The sequence below is a fragment of the Gordonia sp. SGD-V-85 genome, from assembly GCF_001456905.1.
In the GTDB taxonomy this organism is placed as follows: domain Bacteria; phylum Actinomycetota; class Actinomycetes; order Mycobacteriales; family Mycobacteriaceae; genus Gordonia; species Gordonia hongkongensis.
Genome location: NZ_LNQO01000001.1, coordinates 79597 through 106482, shown reverse-complemented (window position 1 = coordinate 106482; position 26886 = coordinate 79597). Strand labels below are relative to the sequence as shown.

At 68.1% G+C, this 26886-nt stretch carries 24 protein-coding genes; 9 read left to right on the top strand and 15 right to left on the bottom strand.

The genetic code is table 11. The features are described 5' to 3' along the window. Window positions 1-43 precede the first annotated feature (43 nt). On the bottom strand, window positions 44-226 hold the full coding sequence (locus AS181_RS00465) for a hypothetical protein (RefSeq protein WP_058249659.1): 183 nt from the start codon (window positions 224-226) through the stop codon (window positions 44-46). Between the two features lie 196 nt (window positions 227-422). Between AS181_RS00465 and AS181_RS00460 the strand changes: the two genes are divergently transcribed. Beyond that, window positions 423-842: a DoxX family protein gene (locus AS181_RS00460; RefSeq protein ID WP_058249658.1), complete on the top strand. Its 420-nt coding sequence runs from the start codon at window positions 423-425 to the stop codon at window positions 840-842. On the opposite strand, the gene AS181_RS00455 is transcribed toward AS181_RS00460, so the two are convergent. From AS181_RS00455 to AS181_RS00445, 3 genes are read right to left on the bottom strand one after another with little or no spacing between them, the layout of a single operon-like run. Beyond that, window positions 839-2311, bottom strand: coding sequence for a DHA2 family efflux MFS transporter permease subunit (locus AS181_RS00455; RefSeq protein WP_058249657.1), 1473 nt, complete (start codon window positions 2309-2311; stop codon window positions 839-841). The genes AS181_RS00460 and AS181_RS00455 overlap by 4 nt on opposite strands. Next, window positions 2308-2826 (bottom strand): hypothetical protein, encoded by a 519-nt coding sequence (locus AS181_RS00450; RefSeq protein WP_058249656.1) that lies wholly within the window; start codon window positions 2824-2826, stop codon window positions 2308-2310. The genes AS181_RS00455 and AS181_RS00450 overlap by 4 nt, the downstream gene beginning before the upstream one ends. A 58-nt stretch (window positions 2827-2884) precedes the next feature. After that, complete coding sequence (locus tag AS181_RS00445) at window positions 2885-3478, bottom strand: TetR/AcrR family transcriptional regulator (RefSeq protein WP_231742193.1); 594 nt, start codon at window positions 3476-3478, stop codon at window positions 2885-2887. Window positions 3479-3576: 98 nt separating this feature from the next. On the opposite strand from AS181_RS00445, the gene AS181_RS00440 reads away from it, so the two are divergent. After that, window positions 3577-4482 carry an alpha/beta hydrolase family protein gene (locus AS181_RS00440; RefSeq protein WP_058249654.1) on the top strand — a complete coding sequence of 302 codons (906 nt, stop codon included), beginning with the start codon at window positions 3577-3579 and terminating at the stop codon, window positions 4480-4482. Window positions 4483-4509: 27 nt separating this feature from the next. On the opposite strand, the gene AS181_RS00435 is transcribed toward AS181_RS00440, so the two are convergent. Together AS181_RS00435 and AS181_RS00430 are read right to left on the bottom strand one after the other, a co-directional pair. Then, window positions 4510-4911, bottom strand: a complete 402-nt coding sequence (locus AS181_RS00435; protein WP_058249653.1) for an SRPBCC family protein — start codon at window positions 4909-4911, stop codon at window positions 4510-4512. Between the two features lie 61 nt (window positions 4912-4972). After that, window positions 4973-5698 (bottom strand): GAF and ANTAR domain-containing protein, encoded by a 726-nt coding sequence (locus AS181_RS00430; protein WP_091344192.1) that lies wholly within the window; start codon window positions 5696-5698, stop codon window positions 4973-4975. 173 nt (window positions 5699-5871) lie between these two features. Between AS181_RS00430 and AS181_RS00425 the strand changes: the two genes are divergently transcribed. Further along, window positions 5872-6594: a cutinase family protein gene (locus AS181_RS00425; RefSeq protein ID WP_082652836.1), complete on the top strand. Its 723-nt coding sequence runs from the start codon at window positions 5872-5874 to the stop codon at window positions 6592-6594. Window positions 6595-6601: 7 nt separating this feature from the next. Here the strand turns inward: AS181_RS00425 and AS181_RS00420 are convergent, their stop codons facing one another. Next, window positions 6602-6883, bottom strand: a complete 282-nt coding sequence (locus tag AS181_RS00420) for a hypothetical protein (RefSeq protein ID WP_058249652.1) — start codon at window positions 6881-6883, stop codon at window positions 6602-6604. A gap of 415 nt (window positions 6884-7298) precedes the next feature. Next, a complete protein-coding gene (locus AS181_RS00415; protein WP_442902759.1) occupies window positions 7299-7973 on the bottom strand; it encodes a TetR/AcrR family transcriptional regulator in 675 nt (224 codons plus the stop codon). Between the two features lie 275 nt (window positions 7974-8248). Between AS181_RS00415 and AS181_RS00410 the strand changes: the two genes are divergently transcribed. From AS181_RS00410 to AS181_RS00400, 3 genes are all read left to right on the top strand, one after another. Then, entirely contained in the window at window positions 8249-9274 is a 1026-nt protein-coding gene (locus AS181_RS00410; RefSeq protein ID WP_058249651.1) for an alpha/beta fold hydrolase, read from the top strand. 64 nt (window positions 9275-9338) lie between these two features. Then, window positions 9339-10436, top strand: a complete 1098-nt coding sequence (locus AS181_RS00405; RefSeq protein WP_058249650.1) for a Rieske 2Fe-2S domain-containing protein — start codon at window positions 9339-9341, stop codon at window positions 10434-10436. 27 nt (window positions 10437-10463) lie between these two features. Beyond that, the gene (locus AS181_RS00400; RefSeq protein ID WP_058249649.1) at window positions 10464-11549 is read left to right on the top strand and encodes an NAD(P)H-dependent amine dehydrogenase family protein; all 1086 of its coding nucleotides are present in this window, start codon (window positions 10464-10466) and stop codon (window positions 11547-11549) included. Between the two features lie 81 nt (window positions 11550-11630). Here AS181_RS00400 and AS181_RS00395 read toward each other — a convergent pair whose 3' ends face one another. The 3 genes from AS181_RS00395 to AS181_RS00385 form a co-directional block, all read right to left on the bottom strand. After that, entirely contained in the window at window positions 11631-12563 is a 933-nt protein-coding gene (locus AS181_RS00395) for an oxidoreductase (protein WP_058249648.1), read from the bottom strand. Between the two features lie 70 nt (window positions 12564-12633). Further along, entirely contained in the window at window positions 12634-13992 is a 1359-nt protein-coding gene (locus tag AS181_RS00390; protein WP_058249647.1) for a styrene monooxygenase/indole monooxygenase family protein, read from the bottom strand. A gap of 129 nt (window positions 13993-14121) precedes the next feature. Next, window positions 14122-14682, bottom strand: coding sequence for a dihydrofolate reductase family protein (locus AS181_RS00385; RefSeq protein ID WP_058249646.1), 561 nt, complete (start codon window positions 14680-14682; stop codon window positions 14122-14124). Between the two features lie 138 nt (window positions 14683-14820). Here AS181_RS00385 and AS181_RS00380 point away from each other — a divergent pair, with 138 nt between their 5' ends. Then, on the top strand, window positions 14821-17052 hold the full coding sequence (locus AS181_RS00380) for an acyltransferase family protein (RefSeq protein WP_058249645.1): 2232 nt from the start codon (window positions 14821-14823) through the stop codon (window positions 17050-17052). A gap of 17 nt (window positions 17053-17069) precedes the next feature. On the opposite strand, the gene AS181_RS00375 is transcribed toward AS181_RS00380, so the two are convergent. From AS181_RS00375 to AS181_RS00360, 4 genes are all read right to left on the bottom strand, one after another. After that, on the bottom strand, window positions 17070-18146 hold the full coding sequence (locus AS181_RS00375; RefSeq protein ID WP_058249644.1) for an ABC transporter ATP-binding protein: 1077 nt from the start codon (window positions 18144-18146) through the stop codon (window positions 17070-17072). After that, window positions 18143-19741, bottom strand: coding sequence for an ABC transporter permease (locus tag AS181_RS00370; protein ID WP_226514175.1), 1599 nt, complete (start codon window positions 19739-19741; stop codon window positions 18143-18145). The genes AS181_RS00375 and AS181_RS00370 overlap by 4 nt, the downstream gene beginning before the upstream one ends. Then, window positions 19695-20666, bottom strand: coding sequence for an extracellular solute-binding protein (locus AS181_RS00365; protein ID WP_058249930.1), 972 nt, complete (start codon window positions 20664-20666; stop codon window positions 19695-19697). The genes AS181_RS00370 and AS181_RS00365 overlap by 47 nt, the downstream gene beginning before the upstream one ends. A gap of 189 nt (window positions 20667-20855) precedes the next feature. Next, window positions 20856-21371, bottom strand: a complete 516-nt coding sequence (locus AS181_RS00360) for a SanA/YdcF family protein (protein WP_058249929.1) — start codon at window positions 21369-21371, stop codon at window positions 20856-20858. 214 nt (window positions 21372-21585) lie between these two features. Here AS181_RS00360 and AS181_RS00355 point away from each other — a divergent pair, with 214 nt between their 5' ends. Both AS181_RS00355 and AS181_RS00350 read left to right on the top strand, forming a co-directional pair. Beyond that, the gene (locus tag AS181_RS00355; RefSeq protein ID WP_058249642.1) at window positions 21586-22959 is read left to right on the top strand and encodes a WS/DGAT/MGAT family O-acyltransferase; all 1374 of its coding nucleotides are present in this window, start codon (window positions 21586-21588) and stop codon (window positions 22957-22959) included. Window positions 22960-23188: 229 nt separating this feature from the next. Next, window positions 23189-26866: a (Fe-S)-binding protein gene (locus AS181_RS00350; RefSeq protein ID WP_058249641.1), complete on the top strand. Its 3678-nt coding sequence runs from the start codon at window positions 23189-23191 to the stop codon at window positions 26864-26866. Window positions 26867-26886 lie beyond the last annotated feature (20 nt).

Genomic DNA, 26886 nt, shown 5'->3' with positions numbered 1-26886 from the left:
CGACCCGGCCGGACGCTTCTCGATTCCTGACCGGTCGCGAACCTCAGGTGAGGTCGACCGCGGCGCGGGTGGCGAGGACGACGATTTGGGCGATCACCAGAACCGCGACGGCGACGAAGAACGCCGCGGTGGTCACGACGACACCGGCCGCCCCGCGCAGCGCACTCGGCACCGCATGCAGCCAGGACACGGAGAGTCGGTGTGCGGGTGCGACATCGGGGGTCATGGGCGGTCCTCTGCATACAACGAGCGACCACACCGTTGTGGTCGCAATCACAACACTCAATCACAAGTAAGTACTTCTGTGCCACAAATCGACATCAAGACTCATCCCGACCCGAACCCTCCGGCGCTGACCGTCCGAAACCCCGCCCGCCACGAAGTGCGGTAGAACCGAACCGACACCCACCCGAGGAGCCCACATGTCGATCGTCACGCCGACCACCACTCGTCAGCCGCTGGGCCGGGCCATCGCCCGGATCGCCCTGGGAGCGGTGCTGGTGATTGCCGGCGTCGGCCACCTCACCGCCCAGCGCGAGGAGTTCCAGGCACAGGTCCCCGACTGGGTGCCGTTCAGCAAGGACTTCGTGGTGCTGGCCTCCGGCGGCGTCGAGATCGCCCTGGGCGCCGCGTTGATCGCGCTGCCCCGCCACCGCAAGGTGGTGTCGTGGATCGTGGCCGCGTTCTTCGTGGTCATCTTCCCCGGCAACATCAACCAGTATGTCGAGCACATCGACGCCTTCGGCCTCGACACCGACGAGAAGCGCCTGACGCGACTGTTCTTCCAGCCCGTCCTGGTGCTCTGGGCCATCGCGGCCGGCACGGGCGAACGCCGGGCCTAACCTGCCCGGGTAGCCGCATCCTGGCAGGCGGTGTCCACACCCGCCCGGACCTGCGGTCGCACGTCGGTGCTCGAGCGGATCGTGCACGCCGCCACCAGCCCGCCGACCGCGCAGCATGCCGCGCAGATGTACATGGCCGCCCGGAAGCCGTCGCCGAGCGGATCGCCGGGGCCCGCATCGATCCCCGCCACGGCGGGCAGCACCGCCACCGCGAGCAACCCCGCGAGCCGCGCCACCGCGTTGTTCACGCCCGACGCGGTGCCGGCGAGCGCGTCGTCGACGGCGGCGAGCGCCGCTGAGGTGAGCGGCGCGACCGTCACCGTCATGCCGAGGCCGAACAGCAGCACCCCGGGCAGCACGGAGTCGACGTAGCCCGAGCCCGGCTCGACCCGGGACATCAGCGCGAAACCACCGGCGGCGATGAGCGGGCCGACCGTCATCGGCAGCCGTGGCCCGGTGCGCTGCGCCAGCTTGCCGACCAAGGGCGACCCGAACAGCATGATGAACGTGGTCGGGAACATCGCCGCGCCGGCCTCGAACGCCGAGTAACCGAGGCTCTGCTGCAACTGCAGGGCCAGCAGGAACAGCGCACCGCCCAGCGCCGCATAGACCAGCAGCGTCGTCAGATTGGCGCCGGTGAACTGCGACGGCCGGAACAGCCCCAGCGGTAGCAGCGGCGCCGGCACCCGCGACTCGATCACCACGAAACCCGCGAGCGACACCACACCGACGATCCCGGCGGTGACCGTCTCGCCGCTCCACCCAGTCGACGGCCCCTCGATGAGTGCGTAGATCACGCCCGCGAGCCCGACGGTCATCGCCAGCGCACCCGCCACGTCCAGCCGGGCGTTCGACGGCGTGCCTCGCGATTCAGGTACGTGCCGAATCGCGATCCACAAAGCGCCCAGCGCGAGCGGCACACTGAGCAGGAATGTCCACCGCCACGACGCCGCGTCGACGAGCCAGCCACCGAGGAACGGGCCCAGAGCCGTGGTCGCGCCGGACATCCCGGCCCACAGACCGACCGCCGCACCGCGGTCCGACGGACGGATCTCGGCGTTGATCAACGCCAGGCTGCCCGGCACGACCGCGGCGGCGGCGATCCCCTGCACGATCCGTGCGGCGACGAGGAGTTCGACGGTCGGCGCCAGCCCGCACGCGACCGTGGCCACCGCGAACACGGCGAGACCTCCGGCGAAGACGAGCCGACGCCCATACCGGTCGCCGGCGACACCACCGATCAACAACAACGCGCTCAGCGTGAGCAGATACCCGTCGAGTACCCACTGCTGACCGCGTAGACCGGTATCGAGGTCGCGCGCGATGGCCGGCAGTGCGACGTTGACGACGGTGCCGTCGATGAAGGCGACACCCGAACCGAGGACCGCGGCGACGATCAGCCACCGCCCCGCCGCCGACGCGGCCGGCACTCCACGGGCGTCGGTGTCGGCCGCGCTGTTCTCGCTCATCGGTTCTCGGCGGCGATGAGCTCGGCGGCGAGGACGTCGGCGAGCCCGTCGAACTGGTGACCGCCCACCGGATGACGATGCAGCGGCGCCGACGGAAGGAACGCCGCGTTCAGGTCCAGGTGCTCGACGGGCACCACGTCGTCGTCGACGCAGTGGTGGACCGAAGGGAGCAGAGTGCCGGTGCCGGGGAACACGTACTGCGGAACATCCCAGCCGTCCGGTCCCCAGTTCGGCATCGCAAGCAGCACAGCACTTCTCGAGACGACATCGGCGTCGGCGAAGACATGCATCAGCACCGTCGCCCCGAACGAGTGCGCGACGACGTGATCGTCGGCGTCCAGCCCCACGAGACGCTCGCGGATCGGCCGGGCCCACGCCTCGATCGACATGTCATCGTCGGAGAACCGAGGCATGTCCAGCGTCGCGTCGAGTGCCGCGGCCAGCGCCTCGGCGAGCGGGCCGTCGTCGGCGTATCCGCCCGCGCCGTGGATGAAGAACAGCCGACGCTGCGTCATGGGGTCTCCTCGAAATCGCGTTCCGTTCTCGAAGGCTGACTGCGACGTATGACGGATCTCATCGCCCCGCACCCTCCTCTCCTGCCGAAGATGCACCGGAGCCGATCAGCAGCAGACCGACCATCGCCCTGGCGTCGGCGTCGGTGTACCCGGGTCCGATGATGCACAGGTTGCCGATCGCCCGTAGGAAGGTCAGCGCGCAGATGTCCCGGCTGACCTCTCCCGTGGCCTGCGCCGGTTCGAGTAGCGAGGCGAACGCCGGCACGAGGGTGTCGAAGATGAGCGCGTGCAGATCGACGAGGCTCGGGTCGTCCGAGCTGAGCGCGTCACTCAAGCCGTGTTTGGTGACGAGGAAGTCGGTGAACGCCGACGTCCACCGGCACAGCGCGGCACGCGGCGGGACCTGTTCGGCCAGAAGCTGTTCCGCCAGTGCCGCACATTCGTCGACCTGGTGCCGGTACACCGCGGTGACCAGTTCCGCCCGGCTCGGGAAATGCCGGTACACCGTGCCGACGCCGACACCGGCACGCGTGGCGATGTCCCGCACCGGGGCCTGCACGCCCGCATCGACGAAGGCCGCGGCCGCCGCCTCGAGAAGTGCCGTACGGCTCCGTTCGGCCTGCATCTGACGTGCTGTTTTTCCTGCGGACACCCTCCACCTCTTGCTCGCGGAACACTGTTCCGCTAGTTTGGCGGAACATCGTTCCGTCCAGGTTATCGCGCACCGGCCCCGTCCCGAAGGGAACTCCCATGTCCACGAAAGTGCTCGCTCGTCAGATCGTCTCCGTCAAGCCCATCGTCGTCCCCACCTCGGACCGTCCGTTCCCGTTGACGGCGAGGGTCACCGCACCGGCCACCGGGGATCGGCTCCCGGTCCTCGTGTTCTCCCACGGCAACGCCTGGTCGATGGACGGTTACGCACCACTCGTCGATCGTTGGGCCGCATCAGGTTTCGCCGTCATACAGCCGACGCATCTCGATTCCCGGCGCCACGGGATCGGATTCGACGACCCGCGATTCTCGTCCATCTGGCGCACGCGGGTGCAGGACGCGCACGCGGTGATTGACCATCTCGACGAGATCCTGATCGCGGCCGGCGGGGACCTGCGCCCGCGCGTCGACATCGACCTGCTCGCCGCGGCCGGCCACTCATGGGGCGGTCAGACCGTCGGCACCCTCCTCGGCGCGCGTGTGATCGGGCCGGACGGGGTCGTCGGCCCGGATCTCGCACACCCCGCCGTGCGAGCGGGCGCACTGATGGCGACGGCCGGGACCGGCGACAGCCTGAGCGAGTACGCGCGCGAACACCTGCCGTTCATGCGGCCGGACTTCTCGACGATGTCCACCCCGGCGCTCGTCGTCGCCGGCGGCAAGGACGACTCGGCACTGTCGACACGTGGCCCGGAGTGGCTGACCGATGCCTTCCACCTCTCGCCCGGCGCGACGGACCTGATGTGGATTCCGGACGGCGAACACACTCTCGGCGGTATCGCCGGTGAGGCGGTCCGGGAGACCACCGATGAGAACCCGGCCCGGGTCGCGCTGGTGGCCGACGCCGTCGCGGCCTATCTACTCGACGCGCTCGGCGTCAGCTCGGCCGCGTGGGAAGCTCTGCGGCACGCGGACTCCGCGGAGTTCACGGTGCAACGGAGGTGACAACGTCCGGGTCTACCCAGACGGACACTAGGCCGAGTAATCCGCCTCCAGCAGCGATTTCAGATGTGCGAGATCCTTTTCCACCATCTGGGTGTCCCGGTCGAACTCGTCGTCGGACATGGCCAGCTGCCGGATCGTGAAGACGACTTCGGCACCTTCTGGATGCGCCAGCACCCGAAGCGGATTGAGCACGGTGTCCCCGGTGGGAAGCACCACCTCGTGGTCGACGACGCCGAGGGTGTTCCGCGGGACGAACCGGACGGTCACGGTGCCCATCGGCGACTCCACGAGCAACTCGTCACCCCTCCGGACCACCGCCGACTTCGCGAGCCCCGCGGCCCAGCGCGGCAGATTGTCGGGCTCGGCCGCGAAATCGTAGACCCTCGCGGGTTCGGCGTTGATGACCACACTGACGTGCCGGCTGCGCATGTGGCCAACGTAGTCATGACAGCATGCTGCCGCCTACCGATCCCGACGTCGACCTGCCCGGTCAGGAGAGCGACTCCGCGGCCCCGTCGGTGGGCTCGGCCAGTTCCCTCTCGATGAGCTGTTCGGCGACCTTGGCCAGCGGCGTGTTGGTGTCCTGGGACAAACGTCGGAGCAGAGCGAAGGCGGCGACCGCATCGATGCGGAAGCGGTACATGATCATGCCCTTGGCCTGACCGATGATGTCCCGGCTGGCCAACGCACTGCGGAAGTGTTGTTGCTGCCGCGCGGCACGCAATGCCAGGGCGGCGTGGGTCGCGAACAACAGGCCGACTTCCAGGGACTCGTCGCCGAAGGCGTCGGGCGTATCGGCGAACACGTTGAGCGCGCCGATGGTCCCCTTGTCGGTGAACAGTTTGAACGACAGGCTGGACCGCAGCGGGCTCTCGTCGAGCATGCGAGCGGAGAAGGCGGGAAATCGCTCGTCGCGGGCGATGTCGTTCACGAGCACGGTGTGGTGGTCCCAGGCCGCCTGCAGGCACGGGCCCTCGCCCGTTTCCTTTTGAATCCGGTCCGCCAGATTCATCAGCGGGTCGGTGGGCGCGAGCGTGTCGAAATTGTTCTTCTGATCGACCACGAGAACGCCGGCGTACTGCGCACCGGGGACGTACTCGACGGCGCCGGCGGTGACCGAGGGCAGCACCTCGGCCGACGTGTCCTCAGTGGACTCGGGAACGGCATGCATCTGCCGCGCCAGCTCGGCGATCTTGAAATGGACGTCTGTTGCCACCGGCACTCAACCTCGATTCGATGCGCCGGCTCAGCCCGGCGAACCCCGTAATTCTACAAATCGCGCATGCGCTCAACCCGGTTGTTCGTGCCGAACCGACTCTCGGATGGCCCTGGATCGGCTCAATCTTTGGGACGATCAGGCCCTTATCCCCGCGCGAGGTGATCTCTACCATTGGCCTGGTGATCAAACGGTTCAGTGTCTCCGTCCTTTGTGTCATCGCGGCGATCACGGGGGCGGTGGCCGTCGGCACGCCCACGGCGCAGGCCGCACCGTCGTGCTCCGACGTCGAGGTCGTGTTCGCGCGCGGAACCGTGGAGACCTCTCCGCCGCTGGGCCTCACCGGGATTTCCTTCGTCGAGGCCGTTCGCTCGCAGCTGCCGGGCAGGTCCGTCAGCGCCTACGGCGTCAAGTACCCGGCCAGCGACCAGTTCAACAACCGGCTGAAGTTCGCGCGCACGGTGGCCGACGGCGTCCGCACCACCCAGAACCGCATCAAGTACCTGGCCGCGAAGTGCCCGGACACCAAGGTCGTCCTCGGCGGCTACTCCCAGGGCGCCGTCGTCGCCGGCTACGCCGTCCATGCCGGGCTGGACCTGCCCGCCCGGTACGCCGCGTACGACCGGTTCGTGCCGCCGCCGCTGCCGGCGAACATGGCGCGCAACGTCGCCGCGATCGTGCTCTACGGCGCGCCGTCGGATCGCTTCATCGACGACATCGGCGCTCCCCCGGTCAAGGTGGCAGCGCCGTACCGCGGCCGCACCGTTCGCTACTGCATCCCCGGCGACACCATCTGCGACGGCGCGCCGGTCGGCGGCCCGAATGCCCTGCACGTGCTCTACTCGGTCAACGGTATGACGCTCGAGGGCGCCCGGTACGCGGCCCGGCGGGTCTGAGCTCGGTTCAGAAGTCCGGCGCAGGCACGACTTTCGCGAAGGTCCTGCTGGCGTCGGACTTCTCCGCTTCGTAGACGAGAGCCAGTTCGGCGCGCTCGAAGTTCTGGAACCACTCGTCCCAGGTGATGTGCTCGAGGCCGCCGTCGATCGCACCGTCGAAGTCGATGCGGAGCATTCCTGTTCCGCCGACGCTCCGGATGTCGCGAACCCGGGCGGGCACACCCCGGTGAGTGGTCGCCCACTCCCGGATCTCGTCGTGATCGCGCGTCGTCCTGCAGTGAGACCCCATCAGTCGTCTCCTATCGTGCCGCACCGAAACCCACCATTGGGCATCGCGGTCCGTGGACCGCCCTGTCCTTGTCTCGGCGTCCGGGCGTCCGACGTCAACCGCTGATCGGTGCGCTGTTCATACCCAGGACAGGCTCTCGTCAACCCTGCGTGACCCGGGATGTCAGGGCGCGGCTCGGAGCGAGACGGTGAGATCGAAATGGTCGAAGGCGCGTGGCATCTCGACGTCGCCGCCGCGCACACGTGGCGCGAGCACGTTGTCGTCGGTAGCGTCGGCCTCTCGACGGCCGCCCGCGTCCGCCAGGCCGCCTCGTGGAATAGCCCGCGGGACAGCGAGCGAAACCGGCACCGGTCATGCGCAATCCATTGGTCGGCGATGCCCCCGAGCGGGGAGTTCGGCCCGCCGGGGCGGTTCCTCAGCCCGCGAGCAGCGCGACGATGGCCTTCGCCAGGCCACGTCGGGCCAGCTGCTGGTCCTGGAAGGTGCCGAGTTGCTTCTCCGACACCAGGCCTCGCATGGCCCCGGGCAGGAACGCCGCGACCTCTCGCACCCGCTCCGGATCGACGTCGAGGTCGGCGAATGCACTCTGGCACGAATCGATCCACGACGGCCCCCACGACGCGAACTCGGCGGCGGTCTTGGGAAACATCCGACGCAACTCGTCCGGATCGCGCGGCAGGGCCGCCCGCAGGGTCTCGATCGCGCGGGATTCGGGCGCGGTCAGTCCGTCGTACATGAGGTCGACGATGGCCGCAACCCGCTCTGCCAGCGGCGCATCGGGTTTCACACTCATCGGGAGGTCGCCGCGATGTTCCGCGGTCCGATGTAGCACCGCCGCCCACAGGCCGTCGATGTCGTCGAACTGGTATTTGACCGCGCCCCACGTCGCGCCGATGTCCTTGGCGATCCGGTTGCCCGACACGGAGGCGGGGTCGCCGGTGGCCAACGAGGCGAGCGCGGCGTCGAGCATCGCCTCGCGCGTCGCCTGGCCGCGCCTGTTCACCCTCCGGGTGACGCTGCCCGTAGCACCGTGGGGGGATCCGTCGTCCGCGGCGCGGACGTCGGAGTCGCGGGATTCGCCGGGAACCATGGCTGCCGATCGTAGCCGCTGCCAACCGCGGTCATGGCGTCGCGGCAATGCGCTGACCGGCGCGATGTTTGGCGATCGTTCGCTCGGCTACCCGTCCGTCGGGCCGACCGCGACGAAGTGCGGACGACCATCGTCCGACCAGGCAGCCGGCCCGTTCGGACACAACCCGACATCTGGCACAGAACGTTGCCCAAAGCGGGAGATACAGACAATAAGAGTTTGTATCATTGTGCAGCCGATATGACACAAGTCACCGGCAGTCCGGAGGGGACGACATGAATGCAGCAACCGGCATCGGAGCCGCCCGTCACGCACTGTCCGGGCTGCTGCCGGCCGAGGCGCGTCGGCGACTCCGCAACCGCGTCTATGTGGACACGCTGTTCAACAGCCGCGAACCCGAACGGACCTCATGGGCGGTGACCGACGACGGCGCGCGGCTGCGCGTCGTCCACCACGGACCCGCGGACGCTCCCGTACTCGTTCTCGTGCATGGTTGGTCGTGTTGTGTCGAGTACTGGAATCCCCAGATCAATGCGTTGTCCGAGCGCTACCACGTCATCGCCTACGACCAGCGCGGCCACGGCGAGAGCACCTGGGGCCGTCGCGCGTTCGACACCGACGTCTTGGCGGATGACCTGTACACCGTTGTCTCTCAGACACTCCCGGAAGCGTCCACAGCCGTGTTCGTCGGGCACAGCATGGGCGGCATCACCCTGCAGGCCTGGGCCCACCGGCATCGTGATCAGGCCGAGTCGCGAGCCACCGCAATGATTCTCGCCAACACCACCTGGGGCGGGGTCGCCACCGAGAGCCGGGTGCTGCCACTCGTCAACGGCCCGATCAAGGCGCCGCTGTGGCTGCTCCAGATGGCGCTGTCCATACCGGTTCCTTTCCCGGGAGATCGGTTCACACGGAGCGTCATCCGGCATCGCATCCTGAACGGCCGATCGGCGACCGTCGATCACGCCGCCTTCGTTCTCGCGATGACCCGCTCGTGCTCGCCCAGCTCCCGCGCGAAGTCCGCCGTGGCCCTTCTCCAGTTGGCGATGGGACCCGCCGGCGCCGACGCCATCACCGTGCCGACCACGGTCATCGGCGGTCGGCACGACCTCCTTCTCCCGCACGCGATGACCCAGCGCATCGCGCATGCCCTGTCGATTCGCGGCTACCTCGATCGCCTGGTCGTCCTCGACACCGGCCACGCGTCGAACATCGAGGCCGCCGAGGACTTCACCGCCGAGATCCATCGGGTCATGCATTCCGCGTCACCGCGTCCGGAGCTCGCCGAAACCGCCAGCTGACCAGGCACGGACTTTTTCATAGAACCCTCTTGCATTCTCGCTACGCGCGACCTACGGTTGCCGCATGGCGAGAACGCCGCTGTCGATGACACCCACCGGTTGGTTCCAGGTCGCCTGGTGCTCGGAGATCCCGGTCGGGGCGGTCCACACGATGAAGTACTTCGGGCGCGAGATGGTCGCCTGGCGGTCGCGGTCGGGCCGGGTCTCGGTGTTCGACGCCTATTGCGAACATCTCGGCGCCCATCTCGGCCACGGCGGCCATGTCGAGGGCGAGAACCTGGTGTGTCCGTTCCACGGCTGGGAGTGGAATCGCGAGGGGCGCAACGTCTGCATCCCGTACGAGAAACATCCCAATCGTGGGCGACGAATCCGCAGCTATCCGGTCGTCGAGCGCAACGAGGCCGTCTGGATCTGGCACGACCTCGAGGGTCGTCCACCGCATTTCGACGTTCCCGACATCTTCGGCGACTTCGACGACGATCGCACCGCCGCCGACTACTACCCGCCGGTGCCCGCGGCCACCCTCTTCCGGCCGGGACTCGAGATCCACCCGCAGTACATCATGGAGAACGGCGTCGACTTCGCCCACTTCAAGTTCGTCCACAAGACACCGTTCATGCCCGAATTCACCCGGCACGACTTCGACGGTCCGGTGTCGCATGTCGACTTCACCATCGCCTTCGAGGAGGGCGCAACACTCGAGAACGCCACCAGCGGAGTCGAATCCATCAACGCCGGGCTGGGTTGTTCGGTCACCAAGAGCTGGGGCATGGTCGACAACCGCACGATGCCGGCGGTCACCCCGGTCGACGAACACACCTCCGACGTCCGGTTCACCGTGTGGATCGGCCGCAAGCCGGGCGAGGAAACCGGCGAGATCACCCGCTACGGGACCGTGATGGCCGACCTCGTCATCGAGCAATTCGCCGCCGACATCGACATCTGGGCACACCAGCGCTACTCCGATCCACCCGCACTGTCCCGCAGAGAGTTCGAGGGCTTCACCGCACTTCGCAAGTGGGCGCGGCAGTTCTACCCCGACGGCGGACCCGACGATACCGATCCGTCGTCGTCGAGTGGAGCGGTGCTGCCACAAGGCGATGACTTCGTCCGCATCCGCCGTTCCGAGCTCGAGGCGCTACGCGCCGCCACGCAGTCCTGACATACGTTCAGCCCGAGAGGATCTGTCATGACCACCACCGAACGAATCCGGGTCTTCCAGGTCGCCACCGGCAATCTGGGCACCGAGATGATCGGGCGCATCCAGTCGCATCCCGACCTCGAACTGGTTGGGCTGCATTGTTATACGCCAGACAAGATCGGCCGCGACGCCGGTGAGATCGTCGGCCTCGATCCGATCGGGGTGACGGCCACCGGCACGGTCGAGGAGATCATCGCCGCCCGTCCGGATGTCCTCACCTTCCACGGCGTCTTCCCCGACGAGGACCTCTACGTCCAGGTTCTCGAGGCCGGGATCAACGTCGTGACCACGGCGGACTGGATCACCGGATTCCATCGCGACACCAATCACCCGCACCATTCGGGACGCAAGGTCAGCGAGGTGATCGCCGAGGCCTGCGAGCGCGGCGGCGCAACCTTCTACGGCACCGGTATGAACCCCGGTCTCGCGCAGATCCTCGGCATCGTGCACACCGCCGATGTGGCCGACATCGAGAACGTGACGGTCATCGAGTCCGTCGACGTCTCCTGCCACCACTCCGTGGACACCTGGAAGGCGGTGGGTTACGGCCTGCCCGTGGACGATCCGAGCATCCCCGACTCGCTGTACAAGTACACCGCGGTGTTCGCTGACTCCGTCTATCTGATGGCCGACGCCTTCGACCTCGAGCTCGACGAGGTGGCGTTCTCCTACGAACTGGGCGCCTGCACCAAGGACGTCGACCTCGGCTGGTATCAGCTCCCGGAGGGTTCGTTGGGCGGCAGCTACATCAAGTACCAGGGCATGGTCGACGGCGTCGCGCGCGTCGAATCCCACCTCGAATGGCAGATGACACCGCACACCGATCCGTCGTGGAACATCCAGGCCTGCTACATCACCCAGGTCACCGGCGACCCGAACATCTACTCCAAGCACATGATCTTCCCGCGCAAGGGTTTCGACCTCAGCAAGCCGGAGAACTTCGCATCCATCGGCATGACCGTCACCGGACTCCCGGCCCTCAACTCGATCACGTCGGTCGTCGCGGCCGCGCCGGGCATCGTGACGAGCGCCGACCTCCCGCTGCGGTCGTTCGCCGGGCGGTTCGCGATCTGACGAGAGGTGTTGCGACCCTTCGTGGCTCGTCGCTAGCGCTCCTCGCACCTCAGGGAGCGTAAGGGGGTCGGTTCGCGCGCGTCAAACGAGGTCGATCGTCACCCCGGTGAGTTCGGCACCGATGTCCCACAACCGCGCCGCGACGTCGCGGTCCTTCGCCTTCGCCGACGGCTCAACCAGCACCGGAGGGCCGGCGAGCCCGAAACCGCGCACCGGACCGTAGTATTCGCCGCCCTGCGCCTTCGGGTCGGTGCCGGCGCGGAGGACCGACAACGCCCCGTCGGGCGGGTCCATGATGAATCGGTCGGTGAGCCATCGCAGCGAGGACGCGTGATAGGCCCACTGCAGGAACCGGCTCTGCTCGCGCATCACGCCGGTGCGGGTTCCGCCCGGGTGCGCGGCGAGCGAGATCGCCGGCGTCTCCGCGCTTCTCATCCGACGATCGAGTTCGAGGGCGAACAGCATCTGGGCGAGCTTCGCCCGCGAGTAGGCACCGGCGCTGGTGAACGCACGGTCCATCGGGAGGTCCGTGAAGTCGATGTTCCCGGCTCGGTGCGCGTGACTGCCGACGGTGACCACCCGCCCGGCGTCGGCTGCCAGGATCAGATCCATCAGCCGGCCGGTGAGTGCATAATGACCGAGATAGTTGGTCCCGAAGTCCATCTCGAACCCGTCCGGGGTGAGTTCGTGCCGCGCCCGCATGACGCCGGCATTGTTCACCAGCAGATCGACGGTCGCGTGCCGGCGTCGGATCTCCTCGGCCGCGGATCGCACGGAATTCAGACTCGCCAGATCGAGATCGACGATCTCCACCTCGGCGCCCGGGACCTTCGCGACGATGTCGTCGCGGGCCTCCGCAGACGTTCGAGGATTGCGGCACGCCAGCACGACGCGAGCGCCCAGAGTCGCCAGCCCGAGCGCGATCTCGCGCCCGATCCCCGAGTTCGCCCCGGTCACCACCGCGACCCGTCCGGTTTGCGGAGGCGCGTCGGCCAACGTCCACCCCGACGTCACATCTGCCCCCTCCGGCACCGGCTCGAACGACGATGTTGTTCGTATCACATGGCGCCGGAGGGAGCGAGAGTCAGGCGCTCACGGCCTCCGGGGTGGCGCTGCTGAATTGTCCGGCGGGCGCGAAGCGGGCGAGGACCTCGTCGTGCGGCTCTCCGGCCACCGCGGCGATGAAGCCCTCCACGTCCTCGCGGGTCCGCAGACCGAGCAGTGGATTCGGTTCGGAGAGGAGACCGAACAGGGCCGACGCGATGGCGGGACTGACGGCGGCAGCCGGAAACGACAACTCCAGGTGGGTCGCGTAGTCGGGGTCGCCCAGGTAGAGGCGGGTGACCTCGACGGCAGCCTGTCCGCGTCGCTCCCAATGCTTCTCGAATTCCGCCGACAGCCATTCGGCGGTGAACTCGCCCTCGTGGCCGCGAGCGGCCTTCACCAGTTCGGCGACCTGGATCAGCGAGTTCTGCGCACCCTGCCCCGCCACCGGGTCGACGGCGATCGCGGTGTCACCGATCGCCGCGACCGGATGTCCACCCGCGGTGGTGGCGACGGCCTGCCGCACGGTCGGGGTGACCGCACCCTTGAGCCACGACACCGGATCGGACTCGATGACCTGCAACCGGTCGATGACCGGCGCATCCTCCGGGAAGTATTCGGCGAAGATGCCGGAGACGGTCTGACGGGCCGAGACCGCGTCGTGGACGTCATCGATCCGGGCGGCCCACGCCCCGTCGGGCTTGGCGAAGACGATGAACGACCACGTCGGGCCGGCGTCCTTGTGCAGGAACGGTCCGACGAAGATCTCACCGTTCTGCGCATCCAGGTTGAACAGCGAGTGGTCGCCGCCCGCGCTGCTGCGGTAGGCGAAGGACTCGGGGCCGTGGTCGACACCGGTCAGGGTGACCTGCAGCAGACGACGCTGCGGTTCCCGGTAATGCGTGCGCGACTCGTCGACCGGGAACAGCGTCGACAGTCCGCCCTTGCCGGTGGCGACGAGGGTGATGTCGGCGTCGGCGGCGATCGCGTCGAGACGGTCGAGGTCGACCTGTCCGACCTCGAATCGGCCGCCGCGGTCCAAGAACCGGGCGAGCCGGTCGTCGGCGCGGAGGCGGAGGTCGACGGCCTGGGCGACGTAGCCGTAGTCCGGGTTGAACTCGAGGACCGCGGCGCGCTCGTCACCGCTGCCGGAGTACAGCCGGGCGCTGATGCCGGTGGTGTTGCTGACCTCGTACAGGTCCTCGATGATCTCGGCATCCCACTCGCGGGACTTGCCGAACAGGACACCGACACCGGTCGGCGGCACCTTGTCGCGCAACGACTCGCGGTCCCGGTCGCTGTAGAGCGTGACGTCGAACCCGGCGTCGAGGAAGCCGAGGGCGGCGCTGGTCCCGGCCAGCCCGGCCCCGATGATCGCGACCGATCGTCGTGCTGTCATGAATGGATCTCCCCTGGTTGTCGGCGTGGAATGACTGCTCGACAGCGTGCCGGGGCGATCGGTGTGGCTGAAGGGTTAGACGCACCGAGAACGAATCGGCGCGTCGGTGCCGCTCGGGTGGGGAACGCGCTAGGCGTCGTCGCGAACCCGGCGGTACCGCTCGTAGATCACCTGTCCTCCGTAGGTCCGGGTCTCGGCGAGCGACAGCCGGATCGTGTCGGCGACCGGCGGCAGCAACGGGGTACCGCCACCGACGATGACCGGGTAGCGGAAGATGCGGAACTCGTCGACGAATCCGAGTTCGATTGCCTGCCGGGCCAAGTCGGCGCCGCCGATCTCCACGTCGCCGTCGGTCGAGTCCAGCACCGCGGTGAGCTCGTCGGCCAGCGATCCCTGCGCCAACCGCGCGTTGCCCTCGACCGACGTGAGGGTGCGGCTGAAGACCACCTTGGGCAGCGCCGACCAGAGGTCGGCGAACGCGGCATCCGCGTCGTTCTCACGCATCCGCGGGTCGGTCTCCCAGACCAGCATCGTCTCGTAGAGCCGGCGGCCGCACACGAACGCGCCGAGCTCGCCGACCCGTTCGGTGTGGAACGCGAACAGATCGTCAGAGGGGACCGACCAGTTGAAGTTGCCGTCGCGGTCGGAGATGAAGCCGTCCACCGAGACGCCCATCGACAGAAGCAGCATGTGGGGATGTTACGACGCCTCGCCGCCACAGTCGCGGACTCCGACGCAGCAGGTGAACCCACGAGTCTGCTGTGAGGTCCGACGACACCCCGCTCGTGCCAGGCTTCCCTCAGGTGCGGGCAAGTACCATCGCCCTCTGTGCGTACGCCCCTGACCGATGCGACACCCGTTGCAACCCCGAACGAGGACGCCGCGACCGGCAACACGTCCGGGTACCGGTTGGACCTCGACGGGCTGCGCGGCATCGCGATCGCGCTGGTCGCGATCTTCCACGTCTGGTTCGGCCGGGTGTCCGGGGGCGTCGACGTCTTCCTGACACTGTCCGGCTACTTTTTCGTCGCGTCCCTGCTCAAGCACGTCCTGGCGACCCAGCCCGCGACGAGTTCCTGGGGCGCGGCGATCAATCCGTGGCCGCGGTTCTCCCGGCTCCTGCGCCGGTTGCTGCCCGCTCTGCTGCTGGTGCTCGCGGTCACCGCCGGACTGATCGCGCTGATCATGCCGACGACGCGTTGGGGACCGCTCGGGGCCGAACTGCAGGCCAGTGCGCTGTACTACCAGAACTGGCACCTCGCGTTCGAGTCGCAGGACTACGCGGCCGCCGACTCCGCGAACAGCCCGATGCAGCATCTCTGGTCGATGTCGATGCAGGGCCAGTTCTTCGTCCTCACCCTCGTCTGCGCGCTGGCACTGGGCGCGGTGCTGCGTGCGCTCGGCCGGCGATCCGCATTCTTCGCCGACCCCAAGGTGGTCCGTGGAGTCGTCGGGATCGCGCTCGGCGTCGTCGCACTGGGCTCCTTCGCGTGGGCCAACTACCGCCACGGGATCAACCAGCCCTTCACCTACTACGACACCGTGGCCCGTCTGTGGGAACCGCTCGTGGGCGGACTCCTCGCGGTGTGGATGCCGCGGATCGCGCTGTCGCAGCGGGTGCGTGACCTACTGGGACTCGTGGCCCTGGGCCTCATCGTGACGTGTGGCTGGTGGATCGCCGGCGTCCAGGAATACCCCGCGGCGTGGGCGCTCGTCCCCGTGGGAGCGACGCTGATCCTCATCTGGGTCGGCTCCTCCCAGACCGCCCCCATCGATCAGGCCCCCGTCGATCAGAAGACGGCGTCCGGCCAGACCTCGATCCGATCCGGGGTGAGCCGCGGTCTCGCCCATCCCCGGCTGGTGTGGCTGGGCTCGATCGCCTACGCGCTGTATCTGTGGCACTGGCCGCTGCTCATCTTCTACCTGGCGTGGCGCTATCAGGACGATGTCTCGTGGTTCGAGGGCACCGCCATCCTGGCCGTGTCCGTGCTGCTCGCCTGGCTGACCACGAAGTACGTCGAGGCGCCGCTGCGTGCCGGGTCGGCGAAGCGGAAGCAGTCCCCGGTGCCGACCGATGCCGATGGCGCGGCCGCGCGGCCGCCGTTCGAGAAGACCAGAGGCTACCGGCGCGCCCTCGTCGCGGTGCTGGTCGTCATCAGCGTCGCGGCCGGCGCCGCCGCGGTGACCTGGCAGCGCGACGCCGCCAACGCCACCCTCGACACCCAGAACCTCGACCCACGGCTGTACCCGGGGGCGCGGGCCTTCCTCGACGGCGCTCCGGTACCGAACGTGACCGCACAACCGAGTCCCGACGTCGTCGACATGGACTGGCCGATCACCTCCTACGACTCGATCATCAGCGGCTGGAAGGACCCGTCCATCAAGGTCGGGTACTACGGGAACGTGAACGCCACCCGAACCATCGCGCTGGTCGGCGGTTCGCATGCGGAACAGTGGATCACCGCGCTCGACGCCATCGGCAAGCGCCACGACTTCCGCGTGACCACCTACCTCAAGGTCGGGTGCGCCCTCACGACCGAGCACGTGTTCACGTGGTTCGGCCAGAAGTACTACCAGTGCAACGACTGGTCGCGTCGCGTCATGGAGCGGCTCGCCGTCGACAAGCCGGATGTCGTGTTCACCAACAGCACCCGGCCCGTCGAGTCGGGCGACGGCGACTACGTCCCGAAGGACTACGAAGAGATCTTCGCCGAGTTCCGCGACCGCGGGCAGCGGGTCGTCGCGGTCCGCGACAACCCCTGGGCGACCGGACAACTCAAGCCGCCGGAGTGTCTCGCCAGCGGTCGCAAACCCGAGGTGTGCGGCGTGCCCCGAGCACAGGCGATGGCGCCGGCCGATCCCGCCGCCGCGCTCGCCGGCGAGTTCCCCAACATGAGCTTCCTCGACTACACCGACGCCATGTGCGACGACGAGTACTGCCCCGCGGTCGTCGGGAACATCCTGGTGTGGCACGACTTCCACCACCTCTCGGCGACCTTCGTCCGCAGCCTCATCCCCGCCGTCGAAGCCGATCTCCAGCGGTCGCTGGGCTGGTGGTGAGGGTCACCCGACCGCCGTCAGCACCGCCCGCGAAAGTGCACCGGCCGTCGTTGCCGGTACTCGACGACGGTGCCGGCCGGACGATGCCATCCCGGCTCGGCCCGAACGGTCAACTCGACCGCGGGGCAGCCGGATTCGACCGGAGGCACCGATACTCGGACGTCCACGTGGTCACCGCGAGGTCGTACCGCGAGCACCTCTGCGCAACCGACATTCGCGACGCCGGATACGATCTCCAGGTCCCCGGGCCGCAGCATCACCACTCCTGCCCCGTGGCCCGGCCGGCGAATGCGTAACCGTCCTGCCGCGCACGAGACCTCGCCGTCGTCGGCTTCGCCCGGCAGATCCGTCATCTCCCCGAACATGCGCGCGACCTCCGCGTCGACGGGCTCGAGGTAGATCTCCTCGGGTGTCCCGACCTGGCGCACGCAACCCGCCATCAACACCACGACGTGGTCGGCCATCGCCATCGCCTCCTCACGGTCGTGAGTGACCAACAGCCCACTCGAACCCTCCGCCAGGATCGTGGCCCGGACATGCTCGCGCAGCTGCGTCCTCAGCTGGGCATCAAGTGCCGAAAACGGTTCGTCCAGCCCGATGACAGCTGGTCGGGGTGCGAGCGCGCGGGCCAGTGCCACCCGTTGGCGCTGACCGCCGGACAGCGAATCGGGCCGTCGATCGCCGAACTCCTCCAGCCCGACCACGTCGAGCAACTCAGCAATCCGGGCCGCCCGGCCGGGCATACGTCTCCACCAGGGACCGAGTCCGAACCCGACGTTGCCCGCGACGGTCAGATTGTCGAACAGCGCCCCCTCTTGTGGCACCAACCCGAACCTCCGACGTTCGGGTCGAACCCCCACCGGGCGGGTTCGGGCAGAGCCGGCCGAGGCGACCTCGACACCGTCGATCTCGATGCGACCCGCTCGGATCGGCTCGAGACCCGCGATCGCGCGCAACAGGGTCGTCTTACCGCAGCCCGATGGACCGATGACCGCCGTGATCGACCCGGCGGGAACGTGAAAGGACACGCCGTCGAGAACGGTCGTGCTGCCGTACACGACCGAGACGTCGTCTACACGAACCGCGTTCCTCATGCGTGGCGTGCCCTTCCGAACAGTGCGGACAGCGCCGCGGTGGGTAGCGACGAGACGACGATCAGAACCAACCCGAGGACGGCTGCGCGACCGTAACTCAAGTCGTTGTTCAGACTCCACATATCCGTTGCGAGAGTTCGTGTTCCGATCGGGGCAAGCATCAAGGTGGCGGGTAGTTCCTTGGCAACCGACAAGAACGCGAGAGCGGAGCCGGCCATGATCGCCGGCATCACCAACGGGAGTTGCACACGCACCGCGGTCGTCAGCGGTCCCGCACCGAGAGTGCGCGAGACCTCGGACACCGCACACGGGATGGAGTCGACACCGGATCGGATCGGACCCAGACAGACCGGCAGGAACAGGACCGCATAGGTGGCGATGAGCATCGTGGCGGTGAGGTAGAGGTCCGGGACGACGCGGGTGCCCAAGAAGACCATCGAGAGCGCAACGGTCACACCCGGCAACGTATAACCGAGGTAGGACACGGCCTCGACAGTGTCCCCGGTCCTGCTACGCGGACGAGATATGAAGAATGCCAACGGCAATGCGAGAAGGGCGATGACGATGGCCGCCTGTACCGAGAGCAACGTCGTGGTCCGGGCGTACGGACCCACCCAGGCCAGCAGTTCGCCGACGCTGTCGAATCCGAGCCGGCGGGACTCGCTGATCTCGCGTAACAGCCCGACGATCGGAAGGCAGACGCCCACCGCGACGGTGGCTGTGACGAGACCCCAGGCCACCGGCCGGTTCTTCGAGACCCTCGACCGCGACGGGGTGGCACTTGGATCGACGTGGCGTCGTGCTCGCCGTTCGACGACGGCGAGCGCCACCGCGACGAGTGCGAGAACCACACCGTAGAGTGCGGCGACCGAACGGTCCAGGGTTCCGTTGTAGGCGTTGTAGATCCCCACGGTGAACGGCTCGAAGCGGACGATCGCGGGTCCACCGAAATCGCTGATCGCGTACAGCGCAACCAGCAGTCCACCCGCAACGACCCCCGTGCGAACACGCGGGAGAGTCACGCGCACAAAGGCTTCGAGCGGACCACAGCCCAGAGTGCGGGCGGCATCCTCATCAGTGCGGCCGGTACCGGAAAGCAGCGCCACCGTCGGCAGCATGACCAGGGGATAACAGGCCAGGGTCAAGACGAGTGCAGCCGCCCCCAGGCCCTCGAATCCCGGGAACAGACGGGTCCACACAAAGCCCGATACGTACGAGGGGATCGCGAGCGGCGCCGCGAGTAACGCGATGACGAATGCGCGCCCGCGCCCCACCCCGCGGGACACACACCACGCCAGCACGACCCCGATGATGATCGACGCGCACGTGACGATCGCTGCGAGCTGAACCGTGCGCCAGAGAAGTTGACCGGTGCGCGGGCGGAACAGAAGCGCGGTCGCCTGATCGATCCCGATGTCGGCGACCCGAACGACGAGATAGACCGCGGGCGTGATCAACAACAGGGCGATGCAGACGCTGATCGTGCACAACAGCATTCGCCCCGGCCGGAGATGACGGCCGGGACGAATCCTGGTGTTGACCAACAGGTCAGACAGCGCCGACCTCGCGCAGCAACTCATCTGTGCCGACGACATCGGCCAGTTCGTCGAGGGCGATCTGCGGCGGTGACAGCTGCTCCAGCGTCGGCAGTCCCTCGACCGGGAGCGGCTCGTTCCCGACCACCGGGTACTCGCCCACCTCGGTGGCGAAGTAGGTCTGGGTCTCCGGCGTCAGCAACTGTCGGACGAATTCGAAGGCCTGCTCCTTGTCGGACGCGGTCTTGAGGACACCGATCGCACCCACGTTCACGAGCGCGCCCGGATCGCCGTCGGAGAAGAAGTGCAGTCGCCCGGGAACGTTCTCGATTCCCTTCTCCTGCACCTCCTGGACCCAGTAGTAGTGGTTGGTGAGTCCCGCTGCGAGTTGTCCGGTGTTCACGCCCTCCACGATGGGCCCGTTGCCCTCGAACGACTTGGGGTCGTTGGCAAGGAAGGCGGTGAGCCAAGCGCGAGCGCCATCGTCGCCGCGAGTGAGTCGGAGCGCAGTCACGAAGGACTTGAACGAGGCATTCGTGGGGGCGTAACCGACCTTGCCACGCATCTCGGGCGCGAGAAGTCCGTCGATGCCCGCCGGGAGGGTGGCCGGATCCACCTGCGCCGGATCGAAGATCAACACACGAGAGCGCGCCGACGTGGACACCCAGGTGCCGGTCTCAGACCGGTAGGCCTCGGGGACGTTCTCGGCGATGTCTGCGGGGAGGGGTTCGAGGAGTCCGGCCTCGGCAAGAGCGCCGAGCTCGCCGGCATCTTGCGCGAAGAAGAGGTCGGCCGGGCTACCGTCGCCCTCCTCCAGGATCTGCGCGGCCTTCTTGTCGTACGCCGCCGTCACCGGAACCGTCGCGTGGATTCGTTCCACCAGCGGACCCACCAGAGACTCCGAACGTCCCGAGTAGAGCACGAGCGCCTCGTCGTCGTTCGACGAATCGCTTCCTGTGCAGGCCGCGAGCAACCCGGCGGCCATGATCGCCGCCCCAGCGGTGGCGACCACTCGTCGAACCCATCGTCTTGTGTGCACTTGCCGATACTCCTCTGTTCTCGGGACACCAATGAACCTTCACCCCCGACCAAGCCAGGTAAGCCTAACCGATACTGGCGCAAGGTCGGACAAAACGGTCGTAGTCCGGTGACCGCCTGGGCGGCCGGCTTGCCCTCAGCCCACCGCGGTCAGCAGAGCACGCGGCCCGGCGAAGACCGTCTCGCGAATGTGGTTGCGGACGAGAGTCCAAGCGGGGCAGTCACATCGAGCAGCGACACCGCGCGCGTCGACGCCCTGGTCCCGGCACAACGCGATGGCCCGGCGCAGGTGGAAACCCTGCGTCACGATGACCACCTCGTCGACGCCGAACACCTCCCGGGCGCGCCGGCAGCTCGCCGCGGTGTCGAGGCCGGCCGGGTCGTCGGCGATCACCCGCGGGTTGACACCGCGTTCCTCGAGATAGCGTCGCATCACCGCTGGTTCGTTCCCAGCCTCGTCGGAACCGTTGCCCGAGTTGATGATCCGGGCGACTCCCCCGGTCCGGTACAGCTCCCGCGCCGTGTCGAGCCGCCCTCGCACGTAGTCGCCGGGCGACCCGTCGTCGTGGACGAGGGAACCCAGCACCAGCAGCGTGGACGGGCGAGCGGGTGCCGTCGCGTCGTCGATCCTGCCCACCGACGAGAAGTACATCCACGTGGCGGCCAGGGTGATCCACAGTTCGACCAGCACCAGCAGCACCGGTACGACGAGACGAGCACCTGACCTCACCCCTACAACGTAGGGGACCGACCACCAACATGCCCGTTCGAGCCCGGACCCGGCGGTCGCCCCGTGATACTGAGAGGACCTCGGTCGCGCTCAGCCTGTGCGCGCATCCATTTCGTGGTGTGAAAGTGATGGTGCGATGCCGTACATGCCGGTCACCTCGTCGATGTTCCTCCTCGCCGAGACGCGGGAGCAGCCCATGCACGTGGGCGGACTCCAACTGTTCGTACCGCGCGAGGGCCAGTCGTCGAGCGAACTCGCCGAAGAGATCATCGAAGCGTTCTGCGGCTGCACCGAAGTCCATCCGACCTTCCGCAAACGGCCGGCAGTACCGGTGACCCTGCTGGGCAACGTGGCGTGGTCCTTCGACGACGAGATCGACTTCGACTACCACGTCCGGCGGACCGTGCTCCCCCGCCCCGGCCGCGTCCGCGAGCTGCTGCGATACGTCTCCCTCAACCACGGGGCCCTGATGGACCGGTTCCGACCGATGTGGGAGATCCACGTCATCGAGGGTCTCGACGACGGCCGGGTGGCGCTCTACAGCAAGATCCACCACTCCGTCGTCGACGGCGTCTCCGCGTTGCGCCTGCTCCAGCGGACCTTGTCCGACGACCCCGACGACCGGTCGGGTACTGCACCCTGGGACCCGGCGCTGGTCGAGCGTCGACCCCCGCGCCCCTCGCCGAGTCTGCGCAGCCGGGTGTCCGGCCTGGCGAACGTGGCAGGCCAGGTCGCCGGCCTCGGGCCCGCGGCCGCGAAGGTCGCGGTGGCCGGCCTCCGCGACCCGGAGTTCGTCGCCCCACTGGGACGGGCCCCGCGCACGATTCTCGACGTCGCGATCGGGAGCGCCCGCCGATTCGCCTCGCAGCAGTGGGAGATCGACCGTCTGCGCGCAGTGGCCGATGCCCGGAACATCACCCTCAACGACGTGATCGTCGCCATGTGTTCGGGGGCCCTGCGGTCGTACCTCATCGACCAGGACGCGTTGCCCGACGCCCCGCTCATCGCGGCGGTGCCGGTGTCGATGCACACCGACGGCGATGACGACGGCAACGCGGTGACCGCCATCCTGGTGAGTCTCGCGACCGATGAGCCGGATCCCGAACGCCGCCTGGACAAACTCGTCGAGTCGGCGCGCCACAGCAAGTCGGTGGTCCGGGGCCTTCGTCCGCTGCAGGCGCTCGCGCTGGGAGCGGCGAATTTCGCGCCGCTCGCCTTCGCGACCGTGCCCGGCTTCGTCCAGTACGTCCCCCCGCAGTTCAACATCATCATCAGCAACGTCCCCGGGCCGTCGAAGCACCTGTACTGGAACGGCGCCCGCCTCGACGGGGTGTACCCGGTCTCCATCCCGACGCAGGGTCTCGCGCTCAACATCACGGTGACCAGCACCGCCGAGCACATCAACTTCGGGCTGATCGGCGCCCGGGCCCAGCTCCCGAGCCTGCAACGCCTGCTCACGCACCTCGATACGGCGCTCGAGGAACTCGAGAAGGTCGCGCGAACCCGGTGACGTCTCCGGGCACCCGCGGCCCGGACGTGGCCTCGGACACCCTGACTCGACAGTAAGTTACTCGCGAGTATCATCTGATATGAGGTAGACCAGCGTAATTAGGCCAGCCTTGGCAGCGCGCCGGTGGCGCAACGAATTACGGTTACCTGTAGTACACCGCCCCGTGGTACCCAGCCTCGCGTTCCGCGACCGGGGGCGGACGACCTAGACGAAAGGCCGGTACGCGCCCGTGACTACCACGACGATTGCCATCGGCACGACAGCCGCGGTGATCAGCCTCCTCTGCTGGTACCTGTTCCTCGGTGGCATGGTGCGGATCTTCCGCACCATCAAGCTCGGGCACAAGGTCGACAGCTCCCGCTTCTGGCCCATCCTCCCGCGCTTCCTGACGATGATGAAGGAATTCATCGTCCACACGCGGATGGTCAAGTTCCGCACCGTCGGCTGGGCGCACTGGCTCGTGATGGTCGGCTTCCTCGGTGGATTCCTGCTGTGGTTCGAGGCCTACGGACAGTCCATCAACCCGGAGTTCCAGTGGCCCGTCTTCGGTGACACCTTCGCGTGGCACCTCTGGGACGAGCTGCTCGGCATCGCCACCGTCGTCGGCATCATCGTGCTGATCGTGATCCGCCAGCTCAACCACCCGCGCGTCCCCGAGCGGCTGTCGCGCTTCGGTGGTTCGCGCTTCGGACCGGCCTACTTCGTCGAGGCCATCGTGCTGCTCGAAGGCCTCGGCATGATCCTGGTCAAGGCGTCGAAGATCGCGACCTACGGTCACGCGAACGCCTACTCCGATTTCTTCACCATGCAGGTCGCGAAGATTCTCCCGGCCTCGCCGACGCTGGTGTCGATCTTCGCCGTGATCAAGCTGATGAGCGGCATGGTCTGGCTGGCCATGGTCGGCATGAACATCAGCTGGGGCGTTGCCTGGCACCGTTTCTCGGCCTTCTTCAACATCTACTTCAAGCGCGAGCAGGACGGCGGCGTCGCCCTCGGTGCCGCGAAGCCGATGATGAGCCAGGGCAAGGTCCTCGACATGGAGACCGCCGATCCCGATGTCGACGCGTTCGGCGCCGGCAAGATCGAGGACTTCTCGTGGAAGGGATGGCTCGACTTCACCACGTGTACCGAGTGTGGCCGCTGCCAGTCGCAGTGTCCGGCGTGGAACACCGGCAAGCCGCTGAGCCCGAAGCTGCTCATCATGTCGCTGCGCGACCACGGCAACGCCAAGGCCCCGTACCTGCTCGCCGGTGGCCGCAAGGACATGGGCGGCGACGAGGTCGGCCTCGTCGATGCCGACGGCAACGTCCTCGAGGACAAACTCAACGCGATCCCGGAATCGGCGCGTGCCGAGGCGGCCCGCAAGCTCGTCGGCGAGTCCAAGGGCGATCTCGGCGGCGGTCAGGTCGTCGAAGCCGTGGAGGGTGAGTTCGATCCCGAGGCGCTCGGTGCCGTCATCGACACCGAGACCCTGTGGAGCTGCACCACCTGCGGTGCCTGCGTCGAGCAGTGCCCGGTCGACATCGAGCACGTCGACCACATCCTCGACATGCGCCGCTACCAGGTCCTGATCGAGTCGGACTTCCCGACCGAGCTGGCCGGCATGTTCAAGAACCTCGAGAACAAGGGCAACCCGTGGGGCCAGAACGCCTCCGCGCGCACCGCCTGGATCGACGAGATGGACATCGAGATCCCGGTCTTCGGCAAGGACGTCGAGTCGTTCGAGGGCTTCGAGTATCTGTTCTGGGTCGGCTGTGCCGGTGCCTACGAGGACCGCGCGAAGAAGACCACCAAAGCCGTCGCCGAGCTCCTCGACATGGCCGCGGTGAACTTCATGGTCCTCGGCGAGGGCGAGACCTGTACCGGTGACTCCGCACGACGTGCCGGCAACGAGTTCCTCTTCCAGATGCTCGCGCAGCAGAACATCGAGATGCTCGGCGAGGTCTTCGCGACCGCGCCCGAGCAGCGCAAGAAGGTCGTCGTCACCTGTGCGCACTGCTTCAACGCACTGGGCAACGAGTACCCGCAGCTGGGCGCGAAGTACGAGGTCGTCCACCACACGCAGCTGCTGAATCGTCTCGTGCGCGAGAAGCGACTCGTTCCGGTCGCACCGCTCGGCGAGGGTGTCACCTACCACGACCCGTGCTACCTGGGCCGCCACAACAAGGTCTACGACGCCCCGCGTGAGTTGATGGGTGCGGCCGGTTCGACGCTCACCGAGATGCCGCGACACGGCGAACGGTCCATGTGCTGTGGTGCCGGCGGTGCCCGCATGTGGATGGAAGAGCAGATCGGCAAGCGGATCAACATCGACCGGGTCGACGAGGCGCTGGACACCCTCGGCGACACCACCGGCGATCAGGTCAAGAAGGTCGCGACCGGCTGTCCGTTCTGCCGCGTCATGCTCACCGACGGTGTGACCGCCCGGACGAGCGGTACCGAGTCCGAGGGCAAGGTCGAGGTCGTCGACGTCGCGCAGTTGTTGCTCGAGTCGGTGAAGCGCGACCGGACCGAGGTCAAGCTCGGCGGCCGGTTCCTCGGACCGCGTCCCACCCTCGCCGAGCCGGAGCCGGAACCCGAGCCCGAGAAGGTGCCCGCGGCGGCGACTGCGTCGGCCGCGACCACCGAGGCCGCGCCGAAGCCGAAGGTCGGCCTGGGCATGAAGGGCGGCAAGAAGCCGGGCGCGGCGGCCAAGACCGCGGCACCGGAAGCACCCGCCGAGAAGGCACCCGCCGAGAAGAAGCCGGCATCGAAGGGCTTCGGCATGAAGGGCGGCAAGAAGCCCGGTGCCGCAGCGGCGTCGGCCGCCCCGGAGCCGGCAACCGCCGAGACCGCAGCCGAGGCACCCGCCGAGAAGAAGCCCGCAGCCAAGGGCTTCGGCATGAAGGGCGGCGCCAAGCGTCCCGGTGCCGCGAGCAAGCCCGCCGGTGGTACCGCCGAGCCGGTGCCGGCCGAGGCCGAGTCGTCCGAGGCGGTCAAGGAGGAGGTCGCCGAGGCCACCACCGAGACGCCGCAGGCCGAGAAGAAGCCCGCATCCAAGGGCTTCGGCATGGGCAAGGCCAAGCGCCCGGGTCAGAAGACCACCAACGCGGCGGCCCCCGCCGCCGGGGTGACCGCGCCCGCCGAGAGCAAGGTCGACGAAAGCGAATCGGCCCCGGACGCCGCCCCCACCGTGGACACGGAATCGGCTTCGGCGACAGCGGGAACGACGACAGCGGAGTCGGCTACCGCGGGATCGGCGACGGAATCACCTGTCGCTGCGGCAACGGAAGAGAAGCCTGGCAAGGCCAAGGGCTTCGGGATGTCCGCGGGCAAGAAGCGGCCCGGCGGTATCGGCAAGGCCGCGGCCAAGCCGGCTGCGGCACCTGCCGAGGCTGCGGACGCCCCCGCCCCCGCTCCCGAGACGGACGTCGCACCTGCCGAGACCGCCGAGGCACCCGCTGCCGAGGCTCCGGCTGCTGAGACTCCAGCCGCCGAGGCGCCGCAGGGCGGCTCGGCCGCCGTGCTGACCGAGGAGAAGCCGGCCAAGGCCAAGGGCTTCGGCATGGCCGCGGGCAAGAAGCGACCGGGCGGCGCGAGCAAGGCCGCACCGGCAGCTGCTCCGACTCCGGAATCGGCTGAGCCAGAACCCGAGGCCCCGCAGGCCGAGGAGGCACCAGCCGAGGCCGCAGCGACCGAAGCGGCTGTGAACGAGGCCCCGGCCGCCGAGGCTCCGGTAACAGAGGCCGACGACGCGGAGACGGCCGAGGTCGAGAGCCCGGGCGACGCAGACGACGCCGACACAGAGGCGGCGCCTGCGGCGTCGAGCAACGGTTCGTCCGCTGCTCGCACGGTCGCCGAGACCGGGGCGTCGAAGGCCAAGGGCTTCGGCATCGCGGCCGGCAAGAAGCGGCCCGGCCACAAGTAGAACTCTCAGCAAGGCAGACA